The organism is Arthrobacter sp. A5 (genome assembly GCF_051131705.1).
Taxonomy (GTDB): domain Bacteria; phylum Actinomycetota; class Actinomycetes; order Actinomycetales; family Micrococcaceae; genus Arthrobacter_M.
This window is the reverse complement of the sequence record NZ_CP180316.1, coordinates 475662-492794: the sequence shown is the minus strand read 5'-3', so window position 1 is coordinate 492794 and position 17133 is coordinate 475662. Positions and strand designations below refer to the sequence as shown.

Here is a 17133-nt window from a genome sequence, read left to right as displayed (position 1 = left end):
GAAGGGTCTAGTTATTCTTCACCGACCAGCGGGCGCCGTCCGCTGAATCCGCAATTTCGATGCCGGCCAGTGCCAGCGCGTCCCGGATCGCATCGGATGCAACCCAATCCTTCGCGGCCCTGGCCGCCTGGCGCGCGTCCAGCTGCACGGCCACGAGCGATTCAAGAGCAGCCCGCCCAGCGGGATCGCCGCCGTCGTCCTTCCAGTGCGGGTCCAGCGGATTCAGGCCAAGGGCGCTGGTCATGACGAATACTTCGCGGTGCGCCGTCCGCAGGACCTCCGCCGCATCAGCGGGCCCGCCTCCGGCCGGATTTCCATCGGCGGCGTCTGCGGCGGTCGTACTCCCCCCCAGGGCAGCGATGGCGCTGTTGCCGCGGCGCACCGTTTCGTGCAGTACGGCCAGGGCGGCCGGTACGTTCAGGTCATCGTCCATGGCCGCCTCGAAGGCCAACGGGGCAGAACCGGGTGCGGGTTCTCCGCCGGATCCCAGCGCTTTCGCGGCATTTACCATAAAGCTCTCGATGCGTTCGACCGCGGCCCCGGCTTCGGTCAGCGATTCCGGCCGGTAATCCAGCACCGAACGGTAATTTGCCTGGCCCAGGTAGTAGCGCACCACCAGCGGCTTCGCTTGGCTCAGCAGCTCGGCCGGACCAACGGTGTTCCCGACGGATTTACTCATCTTCTCGCCCTGATATGTCACCATGCCGTTGTGCAGCCAGAAGTTGGCGAAACCCTTCCCTGCAGCCTGGGACTGTGCCATCTCATTTTCATGATGTGGGAAGCGCAGGTCGAGGCCGCCTCCGTGGATGTCGAAGGAATCGCCGAGGTATTTTCCCACCATTGCTGAGCACTCCAGGTGCCAACCGGGCCGGCCCGCGCCCCACGGACTGGACCAAGCCGCCGTCGTCGGTTCTCCCTCTTTCTGCCCCTTCCACAGCGCGAAGTCGCGCGGATCCCTCTTCCGGCCACTGAACTCCGGGTCTAGATCCGGCGCGGCCTGCATGTCATCCAGGCGCTGATGGGTCAGCGAGCCGTATTTATCCCAGGACCTGACGTCGAAGTAGACATCACCCGAATCGTCCGCTGCCGGATAGGCATGCCCGCGCTCGATCAACTGCTGGATCAACGCGTGCATTTCCGGAATATGGCCTGTCGCGCGCGGCTCGTACGTCGGCTTCGAAATGCCGAGGGCGTCGTAGGCGTCTTCGAAGGCCTGCTCGAAGCGGTAGGCGAGAGCCCACCATTCCTCGCCCGATTCGGCACTCTTGGCCAGGATCTTGTCATCTATGTCCGTCACATTGCGGACCACAGTGACACGCAGGCCGCGGTAGCGAAGCCAGCGGGTCAGCTGGTCAAAGGCCAGAGCGGAACGCAGATGCCCGATGTGCGGTTCACCCTGCACCGTGGCCCCGCAATAGTAGAGCGACGCGGCTCCCTCGGCGAGCGGTACAAAATCGCGGACTTCGGCGGCGGCGGAATCATAAAAGCGCAGGGTCACCGCTCTAGGCTATCGGATTGGCGCCGATCCCGGACCGGTCCCGTCCTGGTCGGCTTGGGTGGGTGCCACACACCAGTGCGGTGGCGATGGCGGCGATTCCCTCGCCGCGTCCCGTGAAGCCAAGTCCGTCACTGGTGGTCGCGGAGACGCTGACCGCGGCCCCGGCCGCCTCGCTGAGGACGCGCTGCGCCTCTTCGCGGCGCGGAGCGAACGTAGGCCGGTTGCCGATGAGCTGGACCGCAATATTGCCGATCTCAAAACCGGCAGCCCGGACGATGCGGGCAGCCTCGGCCAGCAGGGTCACCCCGCTGGCACCTTTGAATTCGGGCCGGCTGGTTCCGAAGTGGCTGCCCAGGTCTCCGAGTCCGGCGGCCGAGAACAACGCATCCGCGGCGGCGTGCGCCACCGGGTCGCCGTCGGAATGGCCGACCAGGCCGCGTTCGCCGTCCCAGAACAGGCCGGCCAACCACAGGGGTGAGGGTCCGCCGTCGAGCGCGTAGGAATGGACGTCCATGCCGATCCCCGTTCTGGGGAGCAACGGAAAATCCTCCATGGCTACCCCTCCACCCATCGCGGAGCCAGCGGGCCCGCCAGCAGGGCTTCGGCCAGCAGCAGATCCCAGGGACCGGTGATCTTAAGGCTGCTTGCCGAACCCTTCACCACGTAGACGTCCACCCCTGCCGCTTCCACCAGCATCGCGTCATCCGTCACGGCCGCGGCTTGTTCGGCGGTGAGCCCCGCAGCGCTCTCATAGGCGCGGCGCAGCGTGGGCAGGTCGAACCCTTGCGGAGTCTGGACTGAGCGCAGCTGGGCGCGGTCCGGGGTGGCACGGACCACTTCCGCCGCGATACCCGCCCCCCTCGATTGTGCGGGTTCCACGGATTTGACCGTATCCGTCACCGCGAGCGCCGGAATGACCGCCAGCGCGCCGGCGGCGAGGGCACCGGCCACCCGATGGTAGACCTCGGCGGGAGTCAGCGGGCGGGCAGCATCCTGAATCAGCACGGCCGTCACCCCGGGCTGCACGGCAACCAGCGCCGCCCGGACCGAAGCAGCCCTCGTTGCGCCGCCGTCGACCACGGTCACCACCGGCCCGTCGGTGGTGACCGCGCCCAGGGCCTCGCAGAGGCCGCGCAGTTCGGCGTCGCCGCGCGGAACCGCCACACAAATCTGCCCGGCCACACCGGAGGCCAGCACTCCGCGGAGCGTGTGCGACAGCATCGGTTCACCGCCGAGCGGGACCTTCGCCTTGGCCATTCCGTAACCCAGCCGCTCCCCGGATCCGGCCGCCACGACAATAACGGCGATCATCGCGCCACCTTCTGCATCCATGGCTCAAGCGTAGCGGCGCCGCGCTGGACATCCTTGCCGACCGGCCGAAAGTGGTCGCTACGGTGAGCGCGCACGGGAGCCGTATCCGCCGAGCGGTTGGGTAGGACAAGTCTGGGTAGGACAGTGTCTGGATAGGACAGGAACGAAAAACCCCGGCACCGGGGCGGTGTCGGGGTTTTGCGGGCACCGTCGTGGTGCTTGGGGATTGCGGGACTGCCGCGGGCTTCCTTAGGAAGCCAGGACCTCGTCCAGTACGGTTGCGGCCTTGTCCTCATCTGTTTTTTCAGCCAGAGCCAGCTCCGAAATCAGAATCTGGCGGGCTTTGGCCAGCATGCGCTTCTCCCCCGCGGACAGGCCACGATCATGGTCGCGACGCCAGAGGTCACGAACGACCTCCGCCACCTTAATCACATCACCGGAGGCAAGTTTCTCAAGGTTGGCCTTATACCGTCGTGACCAGTTGGTCGGTTCTTCGGTAAACTCGGCACGCAGAACATCAAAAACCTGTTCCAGGCCTTCCTTGCCGACGACGTCCCGCACGCCGACCAGGTCTACGTTTTCTGCCGGTACTTCAATGGTTAGATCACCCTGCGCCACTTTGAGCTTGAGATACATCTTCTCTTCGCCCCTAATGGTGCGCATCTTGATCTCCTCGATCTTCGCTGCGCCGTGGTGGGGGTAAACTACTGTCTCGCCGACCTCAAAAAGCATGTGGATTCTCCCTTTCCCGGGTCCCAGTTTAGCACGATTTAGGGTCCTCTCATTTGCGTTTTCGCAGGTCAGCGCCAGCTAATGCCCAGTTCAGCGTACTAAATCTGCATCTCGTAGGGTATTGACGAAAACGCATTTCAGTGCAGGTGGGCAAGTGAGCCGGGGCCGGGCGAAGATTGCCGCCAGCTCCCCGCGGGCAACGAAGCGTGATTTACGCCGGTTTCCCGATAAGCTGGCACGGAATACTGTTGGCCTTTTTATAAGGAGTTCTAGACGTGAGAATCGCCGCGAGCAATCGGGTAGTCAATCGTGCACAGCGTATTAGCCTGATCGCACTCATCGGAGTAGGTGCGCTCGCGGTCTCCGGCTGCAGCTATATCAACCCGCAAAGCACCGGCCAGATCTACTCAGCGTCCGACGGCGTCCGGACGGATTTGGGCAAACTGGAGCTGCGCAACATTTTGGTTGTCTCAAGCGGCAAGGACAAGCCCGGGCGCATCATCGGAGCCGTCTTCAACACCTCCGACACCGGCATCACGCTGACCATCAGCGGCTCGGGCGGCTCGCAGACCCGGATTTCCGTCAAGGCAAATGAGCCCTATTATCTGAACGAAACCACCGACGCGTCCATCTTGCGCAGCGTCAGTGCAATGCCGGGCGCCAACGAGACCCTCACCCTGTCCCAGGATGGCAGCGCCGAGCCGAAGACCGCCGAGCTGACCGTCCCCGTCCTGGACGGCACCCTCAAGGAATACCAGCAGTACATTCCGACAGCGTCCCCCACGCCCAGCCCGGCAGACACCTCCTCCCCCACGCCCAGCCCGGCAGACACCTCCTCCCCCACGCCCAGCAGCTGACGCCCGCAGTAAAATCGCCTGACCCAAACTACCTAGTTGGGTCACGACGCCAACGTTGAGACCTGAAGATCGTGCTCAGGGCTCGAATTTATAGCCCAGGCCGCGGACCGTCACCAGGAAGCGCGGCACCGACGAGTCCGGCTCGATCTTGCTGCGCAGCCGTTTCACATGGACATCCAACGTCTTGGTGTCCCCGACGTAGTCCGATCCCCAGACCCTGTCGATCAGTTGACCACGCGTGAGCACCCGGCCGGAGTTACGCAGCAGCATTTCCAGAAGTTCAAACTCCTTCAGCGGCAGCAGCACCTGCTCTCCGCGCACGCTGACCACGTGGCGCTCCACGTCCATCCGCACCGGACCTGCCTGCACGGTAGCGGCGATGAGCTCCTCCGGTTCCCCCCGTCGGCGGAGAACGGCGCGGATCCGGGCTACCAGTTCCCGGGAAGAGTAGGGCTTGGTGACATAATCGTCCGCCCCCAGTTCGAGCCCCACGACCTTATCGATTTCCGAATCCTTGGCGGTCAGCATAATCACGGGAACGCTGGAGCGCTGCCGCAGGGCTTTGCACACCTCCGTACCGGAGAGTCCTGGCAGCTGGAGGTCCAACAGCACCAGATCCGCTCCCGCGCGATCGAACTCCGTGACGGCATCGAGGCCATTATCCACAACGGCGACCTCGAACCCTTCCTTGCCGAGCAGGTAGGACAACGGATCGGAAAAGGATTCCTCGTCTTCGACAATCAAAATTCTGCTCACGCAGTCGCTCCTTGGCTCTTTTGGATGCGGGCGTCCCCAGTTGTGGATCCGACAGTGCTAACCCCGGCAGTACCGGACGCGACAGTACCGGACGCGACAGTACCGGACCCGGCAGTACCGGATGTGCTGACGCTGCCGGACCCCGCGGCGCCCCGGCTGTCTTCCATTTCCGGCAGCCGGACGGTAAAGGTGGAGCCGTGTCCGGGCTGAGACCACACCGTCACTTCACCGCCATGGTTGGAAACAACGTGCTTAACGATGCTCAGACCCAGGCCGGTGCCGCCGGTGTGCCGGGAGCGCGCGGCATCGGCACGGTAAAAGCGTTCAAAGACGCGTTCCTGATCCTCCACGCTGATGCCGTCGCCCTGGTCCGTAATCGAGATGCTGACCAAGCCGTCCACGGAGCCCAGCCCGATCCCGATCATGGTGTTTTCCGGCGAGTAGCGGACGGCGTTGTCAATCAGGTTCCGGAACGCCGTCACCAGGAGATCCTGGTCGCCGTAGACAAGCCGGTCCGCGTGGCCGCCCACCACGAAGCCGATATTCCTGTCCTCGGCCGTCAGCTTGGACCGGTCCACGGCCTCGGCAATCACGCTGTTGACATCAACGGCGTGACCAAGCTGTACCACATCCGTGCCCTGCAGCCGGGAGAGTTCAATGATGTCCTGGACCAAAGCCGCCAGCCGCGCGGCCTCCTTATGCGTCCGCTTGGCAAACCGCCGGACGGCCTCTTCATCCCCCGCCGATGCCTCCAGCGCCTCGGCCAACAGCGAAATCGCCCCGACGGGTGTTTTCAACTCATGCGACACGTTGGCCACGAAGTCATTCCGCACGGCCTCGGTCCGGGTGATTTCCGTACGGTCGTCGGCCAGCAGCAGAATGTACTCTTCGCCCAACGGCGCCACACGCGCCTGGACCACAATGGTTCCCTGCCCCAGCGGCCCGCGCGGAAGCTCCAACGCCGCCTCCTCGATCACGCCGTCGCGCCGGACCCGTGCTGTCATCTGCAGCAGCTCGCGATGCACCACGGTGTGGCCGCGCACCAGGCCGAAAGCGTAGGCCCCCGGGCTGGCACGGACGACTCCGTCGATCCCGTCCACCACCACAAAGGCGCGCCCGACGACGGAGAGCACTTCCGCCGCACCCTCGGGCAGGCTGGGCTCTTCAACGTCGACCGTCTCCCGGCGCTGACGTTCGCTAAGGTTAAACGCGATCATGCCGAAGACACCGAGCACAAGGCCGATGATTCCTGCAGCTACGCCGATCAGCATGGGGTCCACGGAATAAGCTTAGGCGCATGTCCAGGGCGGAATCCGCCCATTAGCGGTGCCGGCAGCTGCGTTCAGCTAACGTTCACCTCCCGGTGCTCGTCCGTTCATCACATGCTGGAAAACTGGCACGTAGCGCTATGGCAGCAGGGCTGTGGCCATCGGTACCGGTAATGGCGGCGCGGCGATCAGGCCGTTCCCCGCGAAAGGACGCTCAGTGCGTAAGATTTTTCAGGCGGAGCTTCAACAGATCGGCGCGGAACTCATCGAGATTTCCCAGCTGGTCACCGAGGCTGTCGAAAAGGCAACCCGGGCGTTCCAGGGCGCGGACATCGAGCTGGCCCAGGACGTCATCGCCGCCGATGCCCGGATCGATTTTCTGCAGAATGGTCTGGACGAGCGCGCCATCGACGTGCTGGCCCTGCAGGGCCCGGTGGCCAGTGATCTGCGCATGATCGTGGGCTCGCTGCGGATGAGTGCATCGCTGGAGCGGATGGGTGATCTGGCCCGGCACGTGGCACAGCTGGCCCGGCTGCGCTATCCGGCGACCGTGATTCCAGAGTCCTTGAGGCCGACATTCGCGGAGCTGGCCCGTCTTGACCTGAAGATCTCCCGGCAGGTGACCGAACTGCTGGACACCCGCGACCTGGCGCTGGTGACCGAAATCCAGGCGGCAAAAACAGGCGTCAGCGACCTGCACCGAAGCGTCTTCAAGGCAATTGCGGTCCCAGGCTGGCAGGAGACCCCGGCAATGACAGTGGATGTGGCCCTGGCCAGCCGCTATTTCGAGCGCTTCAGCGATCATGGCGTTTCGGTGGCCCGCAAGGTGGCTTACCTGGTGACCGGACAGTGGCAGCCGGAGGATTTCGTCGCGTAGCCGGCATCGGATCCACCAGCACGTCAGGGCCCGAGGGCGCGTCGCGTCGCGCCGTCGGATACAGCGCGCGGATCCAGCACGGCCGGCACTGAAGCAGTACGACGGCGGTCCGGTCACCCACCAAAGGTGACCGGACCGCCGTCGTACTGCTCCTTCACCACCGGTGAGTGGGAGAGGCTACTTTTTGCCTTGGTTTGCCACGGCCTTGATGGCTTCCGCCGCGGCGGCCGGGTCCAAGTACGTGCCGCCCGGCGTTAATGGCTTGAAGTTCTCGTCCAGCTCGTAGACCAGCGGAATGCCGGTGGGAATGTTCAGCCCCGCTATGTCCTGGTCGGAGATGCCGTCCAGGTGCTTGACCAGCGCGCGAAGCGAGTTGCCGTGGGCCGTCACCAGCACCGTCCTGCCGGCCCTCAGGTCGGCCGAAATGTCCGACTCCCAGTACGGAAGCATCCGCTCCAGCACGTCCTTGAGGCACTCGGTGCGCGGAATCGAGTTGCCCAGGTCCGCGTAACGCGGGTCCCCCACCTGGGAAAACTGACTGTCATCCGACAGGGGCGGCGGCGCCGTGTCGTAGGACCGGCGCCACGTCATGAACTGCTCCTCGCCGTATTCGGCCAGCGTCTGGGCCTTGTCCTTGCCCTGCAGCGCACCATAGTGGCGCTCATTGAGCCGCCAGCTGCGCTTCACATCGATCCAGCCGCGGTCGGCTGCGGCCAGCGCCAAATTCGCGGTGTTGATGGCTCGCTTCTGGCGGGACGTGTACAGAATGTCCGGGAGCAGCTCATGCTCAACCAGCAGCTCACCGCCGCGGACCGCCTCCGCGCGCCCCTGATCATTCAGGTCAACGTCCACCCAGCCGGTAAACAGGTTCTTGGCATTCCATTCGCTGTGCCCATGGCGCAGCAGGATCAGCTTGTAAGAGGTCATGCAAGAATCCTATCCGAGGACCGGCCCGCCCCCTGCCCCTCCATCGATGTCGCACGTCGCGCCCATCCCCGGCGCAGATATAGGCGCGACGTGCGTCATCGGTTGAGGGGTCTGGGCATCGGTAGGCTTGGACCGTGGTGCAACGAGCGGTCAGGGTCAGTACAGCGAATGGTGGGGCCGGAGGCGTCAAGCCCTTTGGCAACGTCACCCGCGGCACCACCAATCCCAACCGCCTGCGCCGCGTGGATCGCTGGCTCGCCGTACCGCAGGCATGGCGGCTGCGAACAGTTGACCCCGATGACCGGCCGCTGGTGGTCGACCTGGGGTACGGGGCAAGCCCCACTACGGCCGTTGAACTGCAGCACCGGCTCGCAGCGGTCAACCCGCGTGTGCATGTTGCGGGGATCGAAATTGAGCCTGCACGGGTTCGGTCGGCCAAATCCTTGGAGCACGACGGGCTGAGCTTCCATCCCGGCGGCTTTGAGATCCCGGTGGCAGGAAACCCCGTCATGGTCCGCGCATTCAACGTGCTGCGCCAGTACGATGAGGCGGACGTGCCGGCAATCTGGGCGACGGTGTGCGCCAGGCTGTCCGCGAACGGAATTTTTGCGGATGGCACCTGTGACGAGATCGGCCGGCGCAGTACCTGGGTAGCGCTGGAGCGCTCGGGCCCCGTGTCGCTGACACTATCCTTGAAATTTGGCGCGTTTTCAGCGCCCTCGGACGTGGCGGAACGCCTACCCAAAGCCCTGATCCACCACAACGTTCCCGGTGAAAAGGTCCACACCTTCCTGCAGGCACTGGACCATGCGTGGTGGGAGGCGGCGCCGCTGGCCTCCTTCGGTGCGCGCCAGCGCTGGATCGCCAGCTGCCGCGGACTCCGCGCGGCCGGATGGCCGGTGCAGGACGGGCCGGCACGCTGGCGGCTGGGGGAACTGACGGTGGGCTGGTCCGCCGTCTCGCCCTAACGCCGACGACTGACGGTGGGCTGGTCCGCCGTCTCGACACGGGTCCCGGTCACACCCGCTCGACCGGGGAATCACGGCCACGGCCACTCACCAGGAGCCGTAGGTGCCCTTGTTACGGTTCCCGCCGCGGCGGACGTCCATCAAAGCGGGCCGCACATCGGCCAAGTAGACGCCGGCACCCGTTGCCGCTGCCAGATCCAAGAGCAGGAAGAAGCCCAGACCCGGCTCCAGCACATAGAGCGCACTGACCACCGAGGCCGCCACCGTGATCGCGGTCCAGAAACTCTTGGTCCGCTTGTCCACGCGCTGAAAATCCGACGGCTTGGTGCGCAGGCAGCCACCCAGCGCCCACAGCGACAGAGCCAAGGGCACCAGCCCCAGCAGCCGCATCAGTGAGTCGGCGATGATCAGAATTACAATTGCCACGTCATTAGCCTAGCGCGTTGCGGATACTGCCAGCGCCTGCAGCAGATCCGCCCACAGATCCTCCGCATTCTCAATGCCCACGCTGAGCCGCAACAGGTTTTCCGGCACGGACGCCGGCTCATTTTCATGCCGGCGCCGACGCTCAATCAAGGACTCAACACCGCCCAGTGAGGTGGCTGGTGTCCACAGCCGCAGCGCCTGCACCACGGCATCGGCCGCCGCCGCCCCACCGCGCACTTCAACCGCCAGGATCGACCCAAACCCCCGCATCTGGGCCTTGGCGCGCCGGTGCCCGGGATCCTGTTTCAGCCCAGGGAAACGCACCGCGTCGATCTGCGGATGGTTCAGCAGCCGCTGCGCCAGTTCCGCCGCCGTCGCCTGCGAGCGCTCCACCCGAAGGGCCAGCGTGCGCAAACCGCGCAGCGCCAGCCAAGCCTCGAACGGGCCCGCAATGGCGCCATGGATGGAGCGGTGGTGCAGCAGCTCGGCCCGGAGCTGGGCATTGGAGGTCACGAGCGCGCCCAGCACCACGTCCGAATGCCCGGCCAGATATTTTGTGACCGAATGCAGGACGACGTCGCTGCCAAGTTCCAGCGGTTTCTGCACCAACGGCGTGGAGAACGTGTTGTCGGTGACGACGACGGCGCCCGCGGCCGATGCGGCCACCGACAGTGCGCGCAGATCGGCGACCTCGAGCATCGGATTGGTGGGACTTTCCAGCCACAGCATACTGGCCGGAACCGACGCACCTCCGGCCGCGCCGCCGTCGTCCCCATTGATGGCCGCGATCACCGCCTCGGTGTCTGCAATATCCACCGTCCGCAGCGTCAACAGTCCGCGGGCCTCCAGCTCCGAGGCCATCACGAGCGCACCCTGGTACGAATGCTTCGGCATCACCAGCACGCCGCCGGCGGGGACCAGGGACAAGGCGGCGGACGCCGCGGCCAGTCCGGACCCGAAAATGAGCCCGGGCAGCGAGGCCCCCTCCAGCTCGGACAGCGCCTCCTCCAACGGGTCCCAGGTGGGGTTGGAATATCGCCCGTACGCGCGGTCCCCGTCCACCACTTGGCCGGTGCCCACATAGGTGGAGGACAACACGATCGGCGGGTTCACCGGTGCGTCGTGCCCGCGCTCGGGGCGTCCCGCCGCGACGACGACGGTGTCCGGCGCCAGATCGGCCGCGTGCGAGGTGTGTGAAGGGGATTCCAGTCTCATGAGTCAAGATTAGTGTGCCCAGTTCAGCGGGCGTAACACGGCGTGCCACTGCCCGCCGGCCACCGGGCTCCGGACGCACTTCCGGGGCTGTCAGGTATTGTCGGTAGGCTTATCGGTGTGACTTCCCAACGCGCGCCCGACGCCAGGCCCGAAAACCCGGGTCCTGCAGCCGCGCCCAGCGTCAACCGCCCGGGACTGTTCATCGTCTTTGAAGGCGGCGACGGCGCCGGCAAGTCCACTCAAGCCGCGCTGCTGGCCGGTGCCCTGCAACAGCTTGGCCACACGGTACTGTGCACCCGTGAGCCGGGCGGCACTCCGGTGGGTGAAAAGCTTCGGACGCTGGTGCTGGAGCACGGCCAGGGCGAGATTGATGCCCGCTGCGAAACCCTCATTTTTGCTGCCGCACGGGCTGCGCACGCGACGCAGGTCATCCGGCCCGCCCTGGCCCGGGGCGAGCTGGTCATCAGCGACAGGTATGTGGATTCCTCGGTTGCGTACCAGGGCGGCGGCCGGGCACTGGGAGAGCGCCGTGTCCGTGATCTGAATGAGTGGGCCACGAACGGACTGTGGCCGGATCTGACGGTGCTGCTGGACGTCGCGCCCGCCGACGGCCGGGACCGGCGCACGGCCGCCGCCGCTGCCGAGGACCGGCTCGAATCCGAACCCGACGATTTCCACCGGAACATCCGCCGCGTTTTTCTGGATCTTGCGGCGGCCGCTCCAGAACAGTATCTGGTCCTCGGTGCCCGGGCTCCCATCGACGAGCTGGCCACGCGGATTCAGGCGCGTGTGCGGGCGCTGTTGCCGTGAGCGTCTGGGACGATCTGCAGGGGCAAGAGCCCGTCGTCGAGCAGCTTCGGCGCGCCGCACAGTCACCTTCCCCCATGCACGCCTGGCTGATCACCGGGCCTCCCGGTTCCGGCCGGTCCAACGCGGCCAGGGCCTTCGCTGCCGCCCTGGTCTGCGAGCGCGTGGAGCTGAGCGAGCGCGGCTGCGGCGAGTGCCACGCCTGCCACACCGTCATGACCGGCACCCACGCGGACGTCACCTTCGTGGCCACCGAGAAAACGACCATTGCCATTGCCGACGCCCGCGAATTGGTCACCAAGGCACAGGACCGGCCGTCGTCGGCCCGCTGGCGCGTGATCATTGTCGGCGACGCCGACCGGATGATCGAGAGAACAACGAATGTGCTGCTGAAGGCGATCGAGGAGCCGCCGCCGCGCACCATCTGGATTTTGTGCGCCCCGAGCCCGGCCGACGTGCTGGTCACCATCCGCTCGCGTTGCCGGACCGTCGGTCTGCGCGTACCGCCGGTGGCGGACGTGGCCGCGCTGCTGGTGAGGCGCGACGGCGTCGACCCGCGTCAGGCGGAACATGCGGCCCGTGCGGCGCAAAGCCATGTAGGGATCGCACGGCGCCTGGCCCGGGACGAAGGGGCGCGCAGCCGCCGCGACGCGATTGTCCGCCTGCCGCTGACGCTGACGGACGTGACGACTGCGGTACGGGCCGCGGGATCGCTGGTGGAGCTGGCGACAGCGGAGGCTAATTCCTCCAACGATGAACGGGACACCGCGGAGAAGGAATCGCTGCTGGTTTCCCTCGGAGCGCCGGAGAAGGGCGCCTTGCCGGCGTCGATGCGGTCCCAGGTTAAGGCATTGGAAGAAGACCAGAAACGCCGATCGAAGCGCTCCATCACGGACACGCTGGACCGGGCTTTAACGGATCTGCTGTCCTTCTACCGGGATACCCTGCTGCTGCAGCTGGCCGGCACGGAAGCCGCCGAGGTCGACCTGGTCAATGTCTCCCTACGCCCCCAGCTGCAGGCATTCGCCGCCAGCGGGACCCCCGAAATCACGCTCGGACGGATGGACGCCATCAACAGCGTCCGGCGCCGGATCACCACCACCAATGTTGCTCCGCTGCTGGCCGTCGAGGCCATGGCCGTGAGCCTGCTGTAGCACCACCGTTGAGCTTGTTGTAGCACCACCATGAGGAGAACTGCATGAAAGCTGTCCCGTCGTCACGGCACCGTCCGCGCCGCTGCCCCTTCGGCATGATGGCCGGCGCTGTTGCAGGCGCCCTGCTCCTCTCTTCATGCAGCGTGCCTGCACCCGCCATGGACACCGCCCCGAGGGTTTCCAGCGCCGCCCCGGAGATGATTGCCGGCACCCCGGTGGAGCTCCAGATGTACTACACCCAGTCCGTGACCTGGAACAGCTGCGAAAAAACCTTCCAATGCACCACGGTGAAGGTGCCGCTGGACTATTCCGCCCCACAGGGTAAGTCCATCGATCTGGCACTCATCCGGATGGCAGCGACAGCGCAAAAGCAGGGTTCGATGCTGGTCAATCCGGGTGGTCCCGGTGCGTCCGGCTACAACATGGTGCGCGACGGCGGCAAGAGCTACTTTTCGCCGAAGCTACGCGGAGCCTACGACATCGTCGGCTTCGATCCACGCGGTGTACAGCGCTCGGATCCGGTGACCTGCACCGATGACGCGGCCCGGGACCAGGAACGCCAGGAATCCTTTGATCTGGATACCGACGCCGGGCTGGCCGGCTACGAGACTGAAACCAAATCCGATATTGCCCAGTGTGTGAAAAACAGCAGCACGGTGCTGCCCTACATTGACACGGACAGCGCTGCCAAGGACATGGACATCATGCGGGCGGTGCTCAATGACAAGAAGCTCAATTACATGGGCTTCTCCTACGGGACCAAGCTGGGGGCAACCTACGCCGGGATGTTCCCGCAGAACGTCGGAAAGTTCTCCCTCGATGGAGCTTTGGACCCCTCGCTGAGCATTGAAGACATTTCCATGGGTCAGGCGACCGGATTCGAGCAGGCCATCCATTCCTGGGCCACCCAATGCCTAAAAGACTCCAAGTGCCCGGTCAGCGGCACTCCGGAGCAGGCAGTCCAGCAGATCCGGGACCTGAATGCCACCTACGTGGATAATCCGCAGAAAACCAAGGACGGTCGCGTCGTCACCTCGGGCGAGTTCAACAACGCCCTGGCATTCGCCATGTATTCCACCGACCTCTGGGAGCTGCTGAAATCCGCCCTGAGCGCAGCTTTCCAAGGTGATTCCGATCCTATCCTGACGCTGGCGGACTACTCCGCGGACCGGGATGCCAGCGGGCACTACACCTCCAACACCACCTTCGCCTTCAGTGCCATCAACTGCCTTGACTACCCGATGATCACCGACGTTGCGGCCATGCGCGCCGACGCGGCGGCCTTGGAGAAGGCCTCACCGACGTTCGGAAAAATGCTTGGGTATTCGGGCCTGACCTGCAAGGACTGGCCCTATCCCGCGGTCAGCAAGCCGGCCAGGATCACTGCCGACGGCGCCGGTCCCATCCTGGTCATCGGGACCACGCGTGACCCGGCTACGCCGTTCACGTGGGCGGTGTCGTTGCGGGACCAGCTCTCCTCGGGCGTGCTGGTGAGCTGGGACGGCGACGGGCACACCGCGTACGGACGCTCCAATGCCTGCATCAGCACCACCGTGGACGCCTACTTCGTGGAGGGGAAAGTCCCCGCAGATAAGACGAGCTGCTGACCTCGACTGCCGCTCCGTCCCTGTCTTAACTCTGATTTTGACTTGATTTTGACCAGGACCGTGGGCTCCATTAGAGTTGTTTCTTGCGTCCGCTGTTAGGTTCCAGCGGCTGCAGGCCTCCTTAGCTCAGTTGGTAGAGCGTTTCACTCGTAATGAAAAGGTCAACAGTTCGATTCTGTTAGGAGGCTCAGTTCAAGCCCCGCACCCACACGTGCGGGGCTTTTCTGATCCCTCATGAAGGTTGGGACGCCGCTCGCCACCGGTTCAATCAGCGCTCGAGCAGGCGGGTTCGATCAGCGCCCGAGCAGGCGGGCAGCTTCGGCTACATGTCGGTGCACAGTTTGCGCACGGCGTTCGACGGCGGCCAGCGGACCTGCGTTAAGGCGCACCAGCGCGACGGCTTCGGCCGCGGTGGCGAGGGCGTTCCCGGCGCGGGAGAGTTCGCGATGCACCTCGTTCAGGTAGGCACCCTCGCTGGCCGGAATGTCCAGGCCGGCGCTGGGTGCCCGCCGCTGGGCGGCCACGCACACCGCGCGGACCTGAGGCAGCAGCCCCGCAAGTCCGTTGGCGAGCGGGACCAGCGCGTTGTAGTGATCCTCGTCCTCAACGCCTTCGAGCATCTGGTGGAACCGGTCCAAGCCGCGCCGGAAGCGGTCGTGGGCGCGCCGCCACACACCTTTGCCAAGTTCGGCGTCGTCCTTGCGCCCCTGCCGGGCCGCCGCAAATAGTGCCACCGGCGGGACCGCGGTCAAAGATACTGGCCGGGACCGTGGCCGGGCTCGTCGCGGGTGGGGCCGTTGGCCTGCCGCGTTCCCGCCGGTGCCCGTTGCGGTTCGCCGTTTTCGCCGACGATGACGCCCGGTGCCAGGACAGTCCCGGGCGGAAGCTGGCGCAGCTGAAGTTGTGCCGCCGTGTGCTGATTGGCCATTTGCTGCGCTGCGAGCGCCGCCTGAATGCCGTGGAACAGCCCTTCCAGCCAGCCGACCAGCTGGGCCTGGGCAATCCGCAGTTCCGCATCGGAGGGCGTCGTGTCCTCTGAAAAGGGAAGGGTGATCCGGTGCAGTTCGTCCACCAGTTCGGGGGCGAGCCCGTCCTCCAGCTCGTTGATGGAGCGCTCGTGGATCTGCGCCAGACGGCTGCGGGCCGCCTCGTCCAACGGCGCGCTTTTGACCTCTTCCAGGAGCTGCCGGATCATGGTGCCGATCCGCATGACCTTGGCCGGTTCATCCACGAGGTCCCCGGGCTGCGCGGGCTGTACTACGCCAACGCCGTTCTCTGGAGCCCTGCCCACGCCAGCATCCCCGGTACGGGCACCCCCGCTCACCTCAACCCCGCCGCTGCGGTCACCGCTCACCTCGACCGCGGCGCTCTGGTCACCACTCACCTCAACCCCACCGCTGCGGTCACCACTCACCTCAACCCCGCCGCCGCGGTCACCACTTGTGGGGTGCGCACTTGCGCGGGGGCCACTTGCGTTGGCACCGCTTGCTTCCGGGCCGCTGCCAACGGTCTGTCCCTCGACTGGAGTACCAGCGTCATCACTCATGGCTTCATACTCTCACGGCCCGTGGCGGCTCCGCAGGGCCCGGGTGCTGCCGGAATGGACGGGTGCATCCTCGCCGAGAACTCCCTTGCAGTAGGCGGCGAATCTCCTCGCGCCACCTGCCAGGAGCTTCTGGCCATCGCCGAGGCCATGGAAGAACGAGCCGAGCGCAACGGCGGCCGCCTGCCCAAGCCCGCACTTTTCGCCCTGGACGAGCTAGCCAACGTCGTCCGCTGCGCTGCCCTGCCGGACCAGTTCAGCCACTACGGCTCCAAGGGCCTGATCGTCATGGGCATCCTGCAGTCCTGGTCCCAGTGCGTCGAAGTGTGGGGGGCGAACATGCGGAAAATCTGGTCCGCCGCCAACGTCAAGGTCTACGGCGGCGGCGTCGCCGAAGAAGAATTCCTCCGCGCACTCTCGGACCTGATCAGGGACTACAGCTACACCAACGTCTCCATCTCCTCCGGCAAATCAGGCTCCAGCCGCTCCCGGCAGGAAGGGAAGGAACGCATCTTCGACGTCTCCAACCTCGCCGAACTCGACCGCGGACGTGCGGTCGTCCTCGCCTCAGGCGCACCGGCCACCCTCGTCCGGACAATGCCCTGGTACACCGGCCCCCACAAGGACGCCGTGCAGGCCTCCATCAAGAAGTACAGCCCACGGCCGGAAGAAGAGGCCGCCCCCGTTTCTGCCGCACCGATCGCTAATCCCTGGGTCACGGAGTAAAGGAAGCAGTCACTCATGGCAGATGATTTCGGATTATTCGACACGGACGCTCCCGCCCCCAGTCCCGGCACAAGCGAGCACGAAAAGACCGAGAAGGCGCCGGCGCTCGTCTACGGCACGGCCGAAGAGTTCCTTCAAGAGCGGCTGCTACCAACATACGTCCGCAGCGTCACCGGGAAGTCAGCCAGATGGTGCATCCAGTGGTATTTCCATCCCGAAGCGGTCTCACGTGTTGCGGCCATGTGGCGGTCCTGGGAGCATCTGCGCCTTGATCCTGCTACCGGCATGAGTGTCTGGTGGCGTGATCACGCAGACCACCACATGCGGGTCCTTCTGGATCCACAGGGACCGTTCTACAACTGTGAGATGAAGGAACATCGTGACCCGGAGCACCTCGAACCGAGAAAAGCTCCCCCCGGTTGGTTTCCGGATGAACGAAAGAGCGAACAGTGAGTTAGAAC

At 65.3% G+C, this 17133-nt stretch carries 19 protein-coding genes and 1 tRNA gene; 9 read left to right on the top strand and 11 right to left on the bottom strand.

Annotated elements, in window-relative coordinates; translation table 11 throughout:
* Positions 1-7: 7 nt before the first annotated feature.
* From cysS to ACLLJI_RS02400, 4 genes are all read right to left on the bottom strand, one after another.
* Entirely contained in the window at positions 8-1498 is a 1491-nt protein-coding gene (cysS, locus tag ACLLJI_RS02415) for a cysteine--tRNA ligase (protein WP_434617499.1), read from the bottom strand.
* A 4-nt stretch (positions 1499-1502) separates the two neighbouring features.
* Positions 1503-2051, bottom strand: a complete 549-nt coding sequence (gene ispF, locus ACLLJI_RS02410; RefSeq protein ID WP_434617497.1) for a 2-C-methyl-D-erythritol 2,4-cyclodiphosphate synthase — start codon at positions 2049-2051, stop codon at positions 1503-1505.
* A gap of 2 nt (positions 2052-2053) precedes the next feature.
* A complete protein-coding gene (gene ispD / locus ACLLJI_RS02405; protein WP_434617494.1) occupies positions 2054-2830 on the bottom strand; it encodes a 2-C-methyl-D-erythritol 4-phosphate cytidylyltransferase in 777 nt (258 codons plus the stop codon).
* 228 nt (positions 2831-3058) lie between these two features.
* The gene (locus ACLLJI_RS02400; RefSeq protein WP_283561774.1) at positions 3059-3541 is read right to left on the bottom strand and encodes a CarD family transcriptional regulator; all 483 of its coding nucleotides are present in this window, start codon (positions 3539-3541) and stop codon (positions 3059-3061) included.
* Between the two features lie 275 nt (positions 3542-3816).
* On the opposite strand from ACLLJI_RS02400, the gene ACLLJI_RS02395 reads away from it, so the two are divergent.
* Positions 3817-4398: a hypothetical protein gene (locus tag ACLLJI_RS02395; protein WP_434617492.1), complete on the top strand. Its 582-nt coding sequence runs from the start codon at positions 3817-3819 to the stop codon at positions 4396-4398.
* 75 nt (positions 4399-4473) lie between these two features.
* Here ACLLJI_RS02395 and ACLLJI_RS02390 read toward each other — a convergent pair whose 3' ends face one another.
* Positions 4474-5154, bottom strand: a complete 681-nt coding sequence (locus tag ACLLJI_RS02390; RefSeq protein WP_283561776.1) for a response regulator transcription factor — start codon at positions 5152-5154, stop codon at positions 4474-4476.
* Positions 5151-6425 (bottom strand): sensor histidine kinase, encoded by a 1275-nt coding sequence (locus ACLLJI_RS02385; RefSeq protein ID WP_434621099.1) that lies wholly within the window; start codon positions 6423-6425, stop codon positions 5151-5153. Before ACLLJI_RS02385 ends, ACLLJI_RS02390 begins: the two co-directional genes overlap by 4 nt.
* Before the next feature lie 214 nt (positions 6426-6639).
* On the opposite strand from ACLLJI_RS02385, the gene phoU reads away from it, so the two are divergent.
* Positions 6640-7299, top strand: a complete 660-nt coding sequence (gene phoU, locus ACLLJI_RS02380; protein WP_283561777.1) for a phosphate signaling complex protein PhoU — start codon at positions 6640-6642, stop codon at positions 7297-7299.
* Positions 7300-7476: 177 nt separating this feature from the next.
* On the opposite strand, the gene ACLLJI_RS02375 is transcribed toward phoU, so the two are convergent.
* Positions 7477-8226 (bottom strand): phosphoglyceromutase, encoded by a 750-nt coding sequence (locus ACLLJI_RS02375; protein ID WP_434617488.1) that lies wholly within the window; start codon positions 8224-8226, stop codon positions 7477-7479.
* Positions 8227-8360: 134 nt separating this feature from the next.
* Here ACLLJI_RS02375 and ACLLJI_RS02370 point away from each other — a divergent pair, with 134 nt between their 5' ends.
* Positions 8361-9194: a class I SAM-dependent methyltransferase gene (locus tag ACLLJI_RS02370; RefSeq protein ID WP_434617485.1), complete on the top strand. Its 834-nt coding sequence runs from the start codon at positions 8361-8363 to the stop codon at positions 9192-9194.
* Positions 9195-9281: 87 nt separating this feature from the next.
* On the opposite strand, the gene ACLLJI_RS02365 is transcribed toward ACLLJI_RS02370, so the two are convergent.
* Entirely contained in the window at positions 9282-9620 is a 339-nt protein-coding gene (locus ACLLJI_RS02365) for a DUF2516 family protein (RefSeq protein ID WP_283561780.1), read from the bottom strand.
* Between the two features lie 9 nt (positions 9621-9629).
* Positions 9630-10835, bottom strand: a complete 1206-nt coding sequence (locus ACLLJI_RS02360; RefSeq protein WP_434617482.1) for a trans-sulfuration enzyme family protein — start codon at positions 10833-10835, stop codon at positions 9630-9632.
* A gap of 117 nt (positions 10836-10952) precedes the next feature.
* On the opposite strand from ACLLJI_RS02360, the gene tmk reads away from it, so the two are divergent.
* From tmk to ACLLJI_RS02340, 4 genes are all read left to right on the top strand, one after another.
* Positions 10953-11645, top strand: a complete 693-nt coding sequence (gene tmk, locus ACLLJI_RS02355; protein WP_434617479.1) for a dTMP kinase — start codon at positions 10953-10955, stop codon at positions 11643-11645.
* Complete coding sequence (locus tag ACLLJI_RS02350) at positions 11642-12796, top strand: DNA polymerase III subunit delta' (protein WP_434617476.1); 1155 nt, start codon at positions 11642-11644, stop codon at positions 12794-12796. The genes tmk and ACLLJI_RS02350 overlap by 4 nt, the downstream gene beginning before the upstream one ends.
* Positions 12797-12840: 44 nt before the next feature.
* Positions 12841-14403: an alpha/beta hydrolase gene (locus tag ACLLJI_RS02345; RefSeq protein ID WP_434617473.1), complete on the top strand. Its 1563-nt coding sequence runs from the start codon at positions 12841-12843 to the stop codon at positions 14401-14403.
* 115 nt (positions 14404-14518) lie between these two features.
* Positions 14519-14591: transfer RNA gene (locus ACLLJI_RS02340), tRNA-Thr, on the top strand.
* A gap of 105 nt (positions 14592-14696) precedes the next feature.
* On the opposite strand, the gene ACLLJI_RS02335 is transcribed toward ACLLJI_RS02340, so the two are convergent.
* Entirely contained in the window at positions 14697-15137 is a 441-nt protein-coding gene (locus tag ACLLJI_RS02335) for a hypothetical protein (protein WP_434617470.1), read from the bottom strand.
* Between the two features lie 14 nt (positions 15138-15151).
* Positions 15152-15694, bottom strand: a complete 543-nt coding sequence (locus ACLLJI_RS02330) for a bacterial proteasome activator family protein (protein ID WP_434621096.1) — start codon at positions 15692-15694, stop codon at positions 15152-15154.
* Between the two features lie 309 nt (positions 15695-16003).
* Here ACLLJI_RS02330 and ACLLJI_RS02325 point away from each other — a divergent pair, with 309 nt between their 5' ends.
* Both ACLLJI_RS02325 and ACLLJI_RS02320 read left to right on the top strand, forming a co-directional pair.
* Positions 16004-16672 (top strand): type IV secretory system conjugative DNA transfer family protein, encoded by a 669-nt coding sequence (locus ACLLJI_RS02325; RefSeq protein WP_434617467.1) that lies wholly within the window; start codon positions 16004-16006, stop codon positions 16670-16672.
* A 15-nt stretch (positions 16673-16687) separates the two neighbouring features.
* On the top strand, positions 16688-17125 hold the full coding sequence (locus tag ACLLJI_RS02320) for a DUF4913 domain-containing protein (RefSeq protein WP_434617464.1): 438 nt from the start codon (positions 16688-16690) through the stop codon (positions 17123-17125).
* The last annotated feature ends 8 nt before the right edge of the window (positions 17126-17133 follow it).

Excerpts from the sequence above, each read along its gene's own strand:
- ispD (WP_434617494.1), bottom strand. The coding sequence starts at position 2,830 with ATGGATGCAGAAGGTGGCGCGATGATCGCCGTTATTGTCGTGGCGGCC.
- ACLLJI_RS02325 (WP_434617467.1), top strand. The coding sequence starts at position 16,004 with ATGGACGGGTGCATCCTCGCCGAGAACTCCCTTGCAGTAGGCGGCGAA.
- ACLLJI_RS02360 (WP_434617482.1), bottom strand. The coding sequence starts at position 10,835 with ATGAGACTGGAATCCCCTTCACACACCTCGCACGCGGCCGATCTGGCG.
- ACLLJI_RS02320 (WP_434617464.1), top strand. The coding sequence starts at position 16,688 with ATGGCAGATGATTTCGGATTATTCGACACGGACGCTCCCGCCCCCAGT.
- ACLLJI_RS02375 (WP_434617488.1), bottom strand. The coding sequence starts at position 8,226 with ATGACCTCTTACAAGCTGATCCTGCTGCGCCATGGGCACAGCGAATGG.
- ACLLJI_RS02400 (WP_283561774.1), bottom strand. The coding sequence starts at position 3,541 with ATGCTTTTTGAGGTCGGCGAGACAGTAGTTTACCCCCACCACGGCGCA.
- ispF (WP_434617497.1), bottom strand. The coding sequence starts at position 2,051 with ATGGAGGATTTTCCGTTGCTCCCCAGAACGGGGATCGGCATGGACGTC.
- ACLLJI_RS02385 (WP_434621099.1), bottom strand. The coding sequence starts at position 6,425 with ATGCTGATCGGCGTAGCTGCAGGAATCATCGGCCTTGTGCTCGGTGTC.
- ACLLJI_RS02345 (WP_434617473.1), top strand. The coding sequence starts at position 12,841 with ATGAAAGCTGTCCCGTCGTCACGGCACCGTCCGCGCCGCTGCCCCTTC.